The sequence below is a fragment of the Hydrogenophaga sp. genome (genome assembly GCF_028698005.1).
In the GTDB taxonomy this organism is placed as follows: Bacteria; Pseudomonadota; Gammaproteobacteria; order Burkholderiales; family Burkholderiaceae_C; genus Hydrogenophaga.
Genome location: NZ_JAQVEJ010000014.1, coordinates 24,890 through 32,140, shown reverse-complemented (window position 1 = coordinate 32,140; position 7,251 = coordinate 24,890). Strand labels below are relative to the sequence as shown.

Below are 7,251 nucleotides of genomic sequence, written 5' to 3'. Positions count from 1 at the left end.
GGGGTTACTTCACGGCCTGGATGGCGGCGATCTTGTCGGCGCCGAATTCCTTGGCGTACTGCTGGTAGGCGGGTGCGACGGCCTTGCGGAAGCTCTCGCCGTTGACCTGCTTGACCACCTGCATGCCCTCCTTCTCCAGTTGGGCAATGCCGTTGTCCTCGTCGTCGTTGACCTTCTTGCGCTGGGCGGCGGCAGCCTTCTTGCCGGCTTCCAGGAAGACCTGCTTGTCGGCGGCCGAGAGCTTGTTCCACACCGCGGGCGAGAGGATCAGTGCCGCCGGCGAGTACACATGGCCGGTCAGCGACAGGTGCTTTTGCACCTGCGAGAACTTGGAAGACAGGATGACGGGGATCGGGTTTTCCTGGCCGTCCACGGTGCCCTGCTGCAGCGCCGTGAACAACTCGGGGAAGGGCATGGGTGTGGGCAGGATGCCGAAGGTCTTGTAGCCGTCCATGTGCACCTTGTTCTCCATGGTGCGCATCTTCAGGCCGCCGGCGTCGGAGGCCTGCACGATGGCGCGCTTGGAGTTGGTCATGTGGCGGAAGCCGTTCTCGGTCCAGGCCAGGTTGATCAGGCCCTTGGCTTCCATCTTCTTGCGCAGGTCCTCGCCGATGGGGCCATCCATGACCTTGCGGGCATGGTCGTAATCGCGGAACAGGAAGGGAATGTCGACGATCTTCACCTCGGGCACGAAGTTGCCGAGCGGGCCGGTGGAGGTGTTCACCAGATCCTGCGTGCCCAGTTGCACGGCCTCGATCTGCTCGCGCTCACCACCCAGCGCCGAATTGGGGAACTGCTGGCATTTGTAGCGGCCTTGCGTGCCCTTTTCCATTTCTTCGCAGAACACGGTGGAGCCGACGCCGTAGTGCGAGGTGGGCGAGGTGGCGTAGCCGATCTTCAGGACGGTCTGTGCCTGCGCGCCGGCAGCGCAGAGCAGGGCGGCCATGGCCAGGGGCTTGATCCAGGTTTTCATGCGCGAGTCTCCTTGGGTGGTTGGGAAGGGAAAGTCTCAGCCGGGCTGGCCCGGCCGCCGTCGGTGCACGGCCAGCTTGACCGCGTCCGGATGGTCGTCGATGTACTGCAGCAGTACGGCATGGAAATCGGGGTCGGCGCGCAGCCCGAGGCTGGCCGCGCGGCGGCTCTCGAAGCGCGCGGGCCATCCGGCCACGATGCGGGCGATGGCCGGGTCGGGTGCGTGGGTGATGAGCGCGGTGGCCACCGGGCCCGCCACGGCCTGCAGCGCCGCGATCATTTCGCCCACGCTCACGCTCAGCGCCGGCAGGTTGATCGCGGTGCGCCCGCCCAGGGCCTCGCGCGGCGCCTCGGCCACGGCGAGGATGCCCGCGATCGTGTTGACCGGTGAGGACAGCGCCACGCGCGTGTCCAGGGGGACCGGGCAGTTGCAGGCCTGTCCGGCCAGCGGCTCGCGCACCAGGCCGGAGAGAAAGCCCGAAGCGGCGCCGTTGGGGCGGCCGGGACGCACCGAGACGGTCATCAGCCGTGCCGGGCGACCGTCAATGAAGCCCTTGCGGGTGTAGTCGGCCACCAGTTGCTCGCCCACGAACTTGTGGATGCCGTAGCTCGATTGCGGCGTGGGCAGGGTGTCGTCGCGGACCACCTCGGGCAGCGGCTGGCCGGGGTCGCTGCCGAACACGGCGACCGAGCTGGCGAAGAAGAACACGGGCGGAGGGTGGCCGGCATCTGTCTGCGCCCGGCAGGCATCGAGGAGGGCGCGGGTGGCGTCCAGGTTGGCATGCAGGCCCAGACCGAAGTCGGCCTCGCATTCGGCCGAGACAGCCGCCGCCAGGTGGAACACCGCGTCCCAGCGCTGCTGCACGAACAGCGTGGGGATGATGTCGATCAGATCGCCCATGGCGCTGGTCACGCGCGGATCGGCCGCGAGCTCGCCGCCCGGTGGCTGCAGGTCGGCGAGCATGAGCCGGTCAACGGGCTGGCCGCGGAACTGCCCCTTCGCCAGCAGGGTGGCCGCGAGCCGGCTGCCCAGAAAACCGGCGCCGCCGGTGATCAGGATGTTCATGCCCGCGCCTCCCGGCTTTCTTCACGCCAACGCCGCAGCCAGCCCAGACCGGCGCTGGTGCCCGCGCGCGGGCGGTACTCGCAACCGACGAAGCCGCGATAACCCAGCGCGTCCAGCCGCCGGAACAGGTGCGGGTAGTGCACCTCGCCGTCGTCGGGTTCGTGGCGGTCGGGTACGCCGGCGATCTGGATGTGGCCCACGCCCGTGAAGTGCTTTTCCAGCCGCCGCGTGAGGTCGCCCTCCATGATCTGGCAGTGATAGAAATCCATCTGCACCTTCAGGTGCGGAGACCCCACCTCGGCCACGATGTCGTGCGCCTGCTGTTGCCAACTCAGGAAATAGCCTGGCATGTCGCGCCGGTTGATGGGCTCGATCAGCAGCGTGATGCCCAGCGCCCCGGCGCGGGCGGCGGCGCGGCGCAGGTTGGCCACGTAGGTGGTGCGCAGCGCGGCGGTTCCGGCGCCGCCGCCATCGGGTACCAGGCCCGCCATGGCATGCAGGCGCCGGCAGCCCGTGGCCTCGGCATAGACGATGGCGCGCTCGAGTCCGGCGGCGAACTCGGCCTCGCGCCCCGGCAGGCAGGCCATGCCACGCTCGCCTGCATCCCAGTTGCCCGGTGGCAGATTGAACAGGGCCTGTGTCAGGCCGTGGGCGCGCAGGCGCGTGGCGATGGCCTGCGGATCGAAGTCGTAGGGGAACAGGTATTCGACGGCATCGAAGCCGTCGGCTGCGGCAGCACCGAAGCGCTCCAGGAAGGGCAGCTCGGTGTACATCAGCGACAGGTTGGCAGCAAAGCGGGGCATGGGGTGATCACCAGGGGGCGTTGAAGCGTTGCCGGAGCTCCTCGATCCGGTCTTCGCCCAGCGGGGCGGGGCGCGGTGTGGACATCAGCCACAGGCAGGCAGTTTCCTCCAGTTCTTCCAGCAGGGCCATGGCACGGGCCGGGCTGTCGTGCCAGACCACGGGGCCGAGGCGCTCCAGCATCACGGCCTGCAAGGTGGGCTGCCGGCGCAGGCGTTCGCCCACCGCATCGGCCACGGCGGCATCGCCCGGGGCGGCATAGGGGATGAGCGGCACGTGCCCCACCTTCATGACCTGGTAGGGCGTGATCGGGGGCAGGATGTCGTCGATGCTCCACACCCCTTGCAGCGTGAGCGCCACCAGGTGCGTGCTGTGCGTGTGCAGCACACAGCGTGGCGCCTGCCGCGGGAGTGGGCTGGCGTAGATATGGCGGTGCAGGGCCAGCGTCTTGCTGGCGCGTTCGCCGGCCCGTGGGCGGCCGTCCTCGTCCACCCAGGCCAGCGTCTGCGGGTCGAGCGCGCCCAGGCAGGCATCGGTCGGCGTGATCAGGAAGCCGCCGCCTTCATCGGCCCTCAGTCGTACGCTGATGTTGCCGGCGGTCGAGTGCACGTAGCCGCGCGCGAACAGCGAGGCGCCCACGCGCACGATCTCGCGGCGGATGGCGTCCTGGGCGGCGGGCCAGCCGGCGCTCATGCCGCAGCTCCGTTCATGGTCAGCGCTTCCCGGAAGAAGGCCGTGCTGCCAAAGTTGCCTGACTTGAGCGCCAGGTGCATGACCGCGCCATCGCCGGGCAGCCGTGCCTCGGTCCAGGGCACGCCGGGGCAGATCGAGGGGCCGATGCACAGCCGGCGGATGCCCAGGGCCTGCACCACCGCGCCCGATGTCTCGCCGCCAGCCACCACGAGGCGCCGCACGCCGGCGTCCACCAGGCCACGGGCGACGCGGGCCAGGGCCGCTTCGGTGAGGGCGCTGGCGCCTTCCACACCCAGGACCTGCTGCACCTCGGCCACGCGTGCCGGTGTGGCCGTGGCGTACACCAGCACCGGTCCGTTCGCGAGGGCCGTGCAGGCTTCGTCCAGCAGGGCGTTGGCACCCTGCCGGCCGTCGTGCAGGGCCAGTGGGTCGAGTTGCACGGCCTGGCCGCCGCTGTCGATCCAGTGCCTGACCTGGGCATGGGTTGCCACCGAACACGAGCCCGACACCACGGCCGCGCTGCCGTGCACCGGCGCGAGCGAGGCGGCCGCCGCATCGGGCTGCAGCCAGCCGCGCCGCACATAGGCGGGCGGCAGACCCAGCGCCACGCCCGAGCCGGCCGTGACCAGCGGCAGGTCGGCGCAGGCCTCACCCAGGGTGAGCAGATCCTGATTGTCCAGCGCATCGGCCATGGCGATCTGCCGACCCTGCAGGCGCAGCGCGTGCAGGGCTTCGCGCACAGCCTCGGCGCCGCGGTGCACCACCGGCCAGGGCAGCAGGCCGACCGATCGGCTCGTCTGTGCCTGTAGCACGCGCACGAGGTTGGCGTCGGTCATCGGCGTCAGCGGGTGCTCGCGCATGCCCGATTCGCTCAGCGGCTGTGAGCCCACGAACAGGTGGCCCTGGTAGACGGTGCGGCCGTTCTCGGGAAAGGCCGGGCAGGCGATCGTGAAATCGGCGCTCAGCGCCTGCATCAACGCGTCGGTCACCGGACCGATGTTGCCTTGCGGCGTGGAGTCGAAGGTCGAACAGTACTTGAAGTAAATCTGCCGCGCGCCCGCGCGGCGCAGGGCCTCGCACGAGCGCAGGCTGAGTGCGACGGCCTCCAGCGGCGCGATGGTCCGGGACTTGAGCGCCACCACCACCGCGTCGGCCCGCGGCAGCTCGCCTTCGGGTACGCCGAGCACCTGCACCGTGCGCATGCCGGCGCGCACCAGCATGCTGGCCACGTCGGTCGCGCCGGTGAAGTCGTCGGCGATCACGCCCAGGATCATGCGGCCCCCTGCTGGCGTGCCGGCAGCTCGAGGCCGGCCAGCTTTGCATAGAACTTCACCACCGCGGCATCGTCCTCGCTGCCCAGGCCCATGGCCGAGGTGGCCAGGTACAGCTGGTGCGCGGCGGCCGCCAGCGGCAACGGAAATTTCAGGCCGTGGGCGGCATCGAGCACGATGCCCAGGTCCTTGACGAAGATGTCGACCGCCGACAGCGGCGTGTAGTCGCCCTCGAGGATGTGCGGCACGCGGTTCTCGAACATCCAGCTCATGCCGGCGCTGTGGCAGATCACCTCGTAGAGCTGGCGCGGATCGGCCCCGGCTTTCATGCCCAGGGCCATGGCCTCGCACGCGGCGGCGATGTGCACACCCGCCAGGTGCTGGTTGACCAGCTTCACCGTCGAGCCGATGCCTGCACGATCGCCGAGGCAATAAACCTTGCCCGCAATGGCGGTGAGGGCGGCGTCCGCCGCGGCCATGGCTTCCGGACGGCCCGAGGCCATCACCGTCATGTCACCGGCGGCTGCCTTGCGTGCGCCGCCCGAGACCGGTGCATCCACGAAAAGGACTGCTGACTCGGCCAGCCGTGCTTCCCACCGGGGCGGCAGGGCCGGATCCACGGTGGCGGAGGCGATCACCACCGCACCGGGGCGCAGCCGTGGTGCCAGCCCCAGTTCGCCGAACAGGACATCCTCGGTCTGCTGCGCGTTGACCACCAGCAGCAGCACGGCATCGCAGTCGGCCAGCCCGCTCGCGCAGGCCACGGCCTCGCCGCCGGCCTGCTCGAAGGCGGCGCGTGCCTCGGGCCTCGGGTCGCAGCCCACGGTCCTCATGCCGCGGCGCAGGGCCGTGACGGCGGCACCCATGCCCATCGAGCCGAGGCCGACAACGCCCAACAGGGGGCCGAAGGTGCTGGCAGGGGATTCGGTGTTCATGTTGTAGCGGATGAGGGGGCGCGCAGCAGCGCGTCGAGCGCGCGCCGGATGGGCGGGGACGCGTGTTCGAGCCGGTCGGCTGCGTTGACCATGTGTCGCATGGCCGTTTCTCGCGCCTGCAGGGTATCGCCCCGGATCACCGCCTCGGCGATGGCGTGGTGTTCGCGCCGTACCTGGGCCAGGTACGCACTGTCCAGCGCCTCGTTGGTGCGGGTGATGCGCATGGCGTCGCGCTGGTACTGTTCCAGAAAACCCAGCAGACGCTCGTAATGGGGGTTGTCGGTGGCACGGGCGATGCAGCGGTGGAACTGCAGGTCGGCCTCCACGCCCTCGGGGCCATTGGGCTGGCAGGACTCCAGATGCGCCAGCGCCGCGCGAATGGCATGTGCCTTGTCCGGCGTGATGCGTTGAGCCGCCAGGGCCGCGACGTCGGCTTCGAGTCCGCGCCGCACCTCGACCACCTGCAGCACCGACTCCATGGACGTCAGCACGCTCGGATCGAAGGCCAGTGCGCGCGCCTGGTGGCGCGGGGCGACGAAGACGCCGGCGCCCTGACGCGAGGTCAGCATGCCGATGGACTTGAGCCGGCTCACGGCCTCGCGCACCACGGTGCGCGAGACACCGAACTGTTCGGCCAGTTGCTGCTCGGTCGGCAAGCGTTGGTCGGGTGCCAGCTCGCCGGACTCGATGCGTTGCATCAGCCAAGCCGCCAACTGATCCGTCAGGCGCTGCGGCGCCTGCAACAGATCGGTGGGACTGATGCCCGGGCTGGCCTGGATGGCTCGACTCATATGGTTATCGTACAAATCGGACCCGGTGCCGATACAGGGGGTTTTCCCTGCGCCCGTGCTGGCCTGCCGATCCGGGTGAGCCGTGTGCGGCTCGCTCAGGTGTCGTCCCGGTACTCGAGCTCGAACAGTGGCACGTCCACCCGCCGGCTCAGCCACAGGCCGCCGCCCATGTCGCGGAAGTACCGCGACAGGCCACGCCGGTACAGCGATGCCCGATGCCGGTACAGGCTGGGATCGGTGCGCTCGTCGTCGATGATGTCGCGCTCGTAGTCTTCGCGCGTCGCGGCTTCGAGGTACAGCGCGCCCCGGCACAGGATGCCCAGGTTGTCCAGGGCCTGCTGCAGCCCGGTGCGGTCCAGATACGGCAGCACGCCCTGGCAGATGACGAGATCGAAGGGCTGACCGGCGGTGTAGTCGGTGACCGAGCCGCGTTCCCAGCCGTAGCGCTCGCACAGGTAGGCGCTGAACTCCACGCCGTGGTAATCGGCCGTGGGAAAGTGCCGCGCCAGTTGCTCGCGCCACAGGCCGATGCCGCAACCCATGTCGAGCACCCGGTGCACGGGCACGCGCAGGTACTTCAGGTAGGCCGACACGAAATCCGCCAGCCGGCCCACATGTCCCGGGTCCACCACGCGCGTCTTCGGATCGAAGTAGTAGCGCTGGTAGTAGGCCTCGTCGAAATGTGTCTGGCGGCTGGCGGAAGGGGTCGTCATGCACCCGAC

The 7,251-nt window shown here is 69.7% G+C and carries 8 protein-coding genes; all 8 read right to left on the bottom strand.

The annotated features are described in order from the left end of the window. Positions 1-4 precede the first annotated feature (4 nt). Positions 5-946: a TRAP transporter substrate-binding protein gene (locus tag PHQ87_RS02975; protein ID WP_300231057.1), complete on the bottom strand. Its 942-nt coding sequence runs from the start codon at positions 944-946 to the stop codon at positions 5-7. 63 nt (positions 947-1,009) lie between these two features. Then, complete coding sequence (denD, locus tag PHQ87_RS02970; protein ID WP_300231053.1) at positions 1,010-2,038, bottom strand: D-erythronate dehydrogenase; 1,029 nt, start codon at positions 2,036-2,038, stop codon at positions 1,010-1,012. Then, a complete protein-coding gene (gene otnI, locus PHQ87_RS02965) occupies positions 2,035-2,841 on the bottom strand; it encodes a 2-oxo-tetronate isomerase (protein WP_300231051.1) in 807 nt (268 codons plus the stop codon). The genes denD and otnI overlap by 4 nt, the downstream gene beginning before the upstream one ends. Positions 2,842-2,848: 7 nt before the next feature. After that, positions 2,849-3,532, bottom strand: coding sequence for an aldolase (locus tag PHQ87_RS02960; RefSeq protein ID WP_300231048.1), 684 nt, complete (start codon positions 3,530-3,532; stop codon positions 2,849-2,851). Continuing rightward, positions 3,529-4,806 (bottom strand): 3-oxo-tetronate kinase, encoded by a 1,278-nt coding sequence (gene otnK / locus PHQ87_RS02955; RefSeq protein ID WP_300231046.1) that lies wholly within the window; start codon positions 4,804-4,806, stop codon positions 3,529-3,531. The genes PHQ87_RS02960 and otnK overlap by 4 nt, the downstream gene beginning before the upstream one ends. Next, positions 4,803-5,738 (bottom strand): L-threonate dehydrogenase, encoded by a 936-nt coding sequence (gene ltnD / locus PHQ87_RS02950; RefSeq protein WP_300231043.1) that lies wholly within the window; start codon positions 5,736-5,738, stop codon positions 4,803-4,805. The genes otnK and ltnD overlap by 4 nt, the downstream gene beginning before the upstream one ends. Further along, positions 5,735-6,529: a FadR/GntR family transcriptional regulator gene (locus tag PHQ87_RS02945; RefSeq protein ID WP_300231040.1), complete on the bottom strand. Its 795-nt coding sequence runs from the start codon at positions 6,527-6,529 to the stop codon at positions 5,735-5,737. Before PHQ87_RS02945 ends, ltnD begins: the two co-directional genes overlap by 4 nt. A gap of 95 nt (positions 6,530-6,624) precedes the next feature. Beyond that, positions 6,625-7,242: a class I SAM-dependent methyltransferase gene (locus PHQ87_RS02940; RefSeq protein WP_300231038.1), complete on the bottom strand. Its 618-nt coding sequence runs from the start codon at positions 7,240-7,242 to the stop codon at positions 6,625-6,627. Between the last annotated feature and the right edge of the window lie 9 nt (positions 7,243-7,251).

Excerpts from the sequence above, each read along its gene's own strand:
- denD (WP_300231053.1), bottom strand. The coding sequence starts at position 2,038 with ATGAACATCCTGATCACCGGCGGCGCCGGTTTTCTGGGCAGCCGGCTC.
- otnK (WP_300231046.1), bottom strand. The coding sequence starts at position 4,806 with ATGATCCTGGGCGTGATCGCCGACGACTTCACCGGCGCGACCGACGTG.
- PHQ87_RS02945 (WP_300231040.1), bottom strand. The coding sequence starts at position 6,529 with ATGAGTCGAGCCATCCAGGCCAGCCCGGGCATCAGTCCCACCGATCTG.
- PHQ87_RS02975 (WP_300231057.1), bottom strand. The coding sequence starts at position 946 with ATGGCCGCCCTGCTCTGCGCTGCCGGCGCGCAGGCACAGACCGTCCTG.
- ltnD (WP_300231043.1), bottom strand. The coding sequence starts at position 5,738 with ATGAACACCGAATCCCCTGCCAGCACCTTCGGCCCCCTGTTGGGCGTT.
- otnI (WP_300231051.1), bottom strand. The coding sequence starts at position 2,841 with ATGCCCCGCTTTGCTGCCAACCTGTCGCTGATGTACACCGAGCTGCCC.
- PHQ87_RS02940 (WP_300231038.1), bottom strand. The coding sequence starts at position 7,242 with ATGACGACCCCTTCCGCCAGCCGCCAGACACATTTCGACGAGGCCTAC.
- PHQ87_RS02960 (WP_300231048.1), bottom strand. The coding sequence starts at position 3,532 with ATGAGCGCCGGCTGGCCCGCCGCCCAGGACGCCATCCGCCGCGAGATC.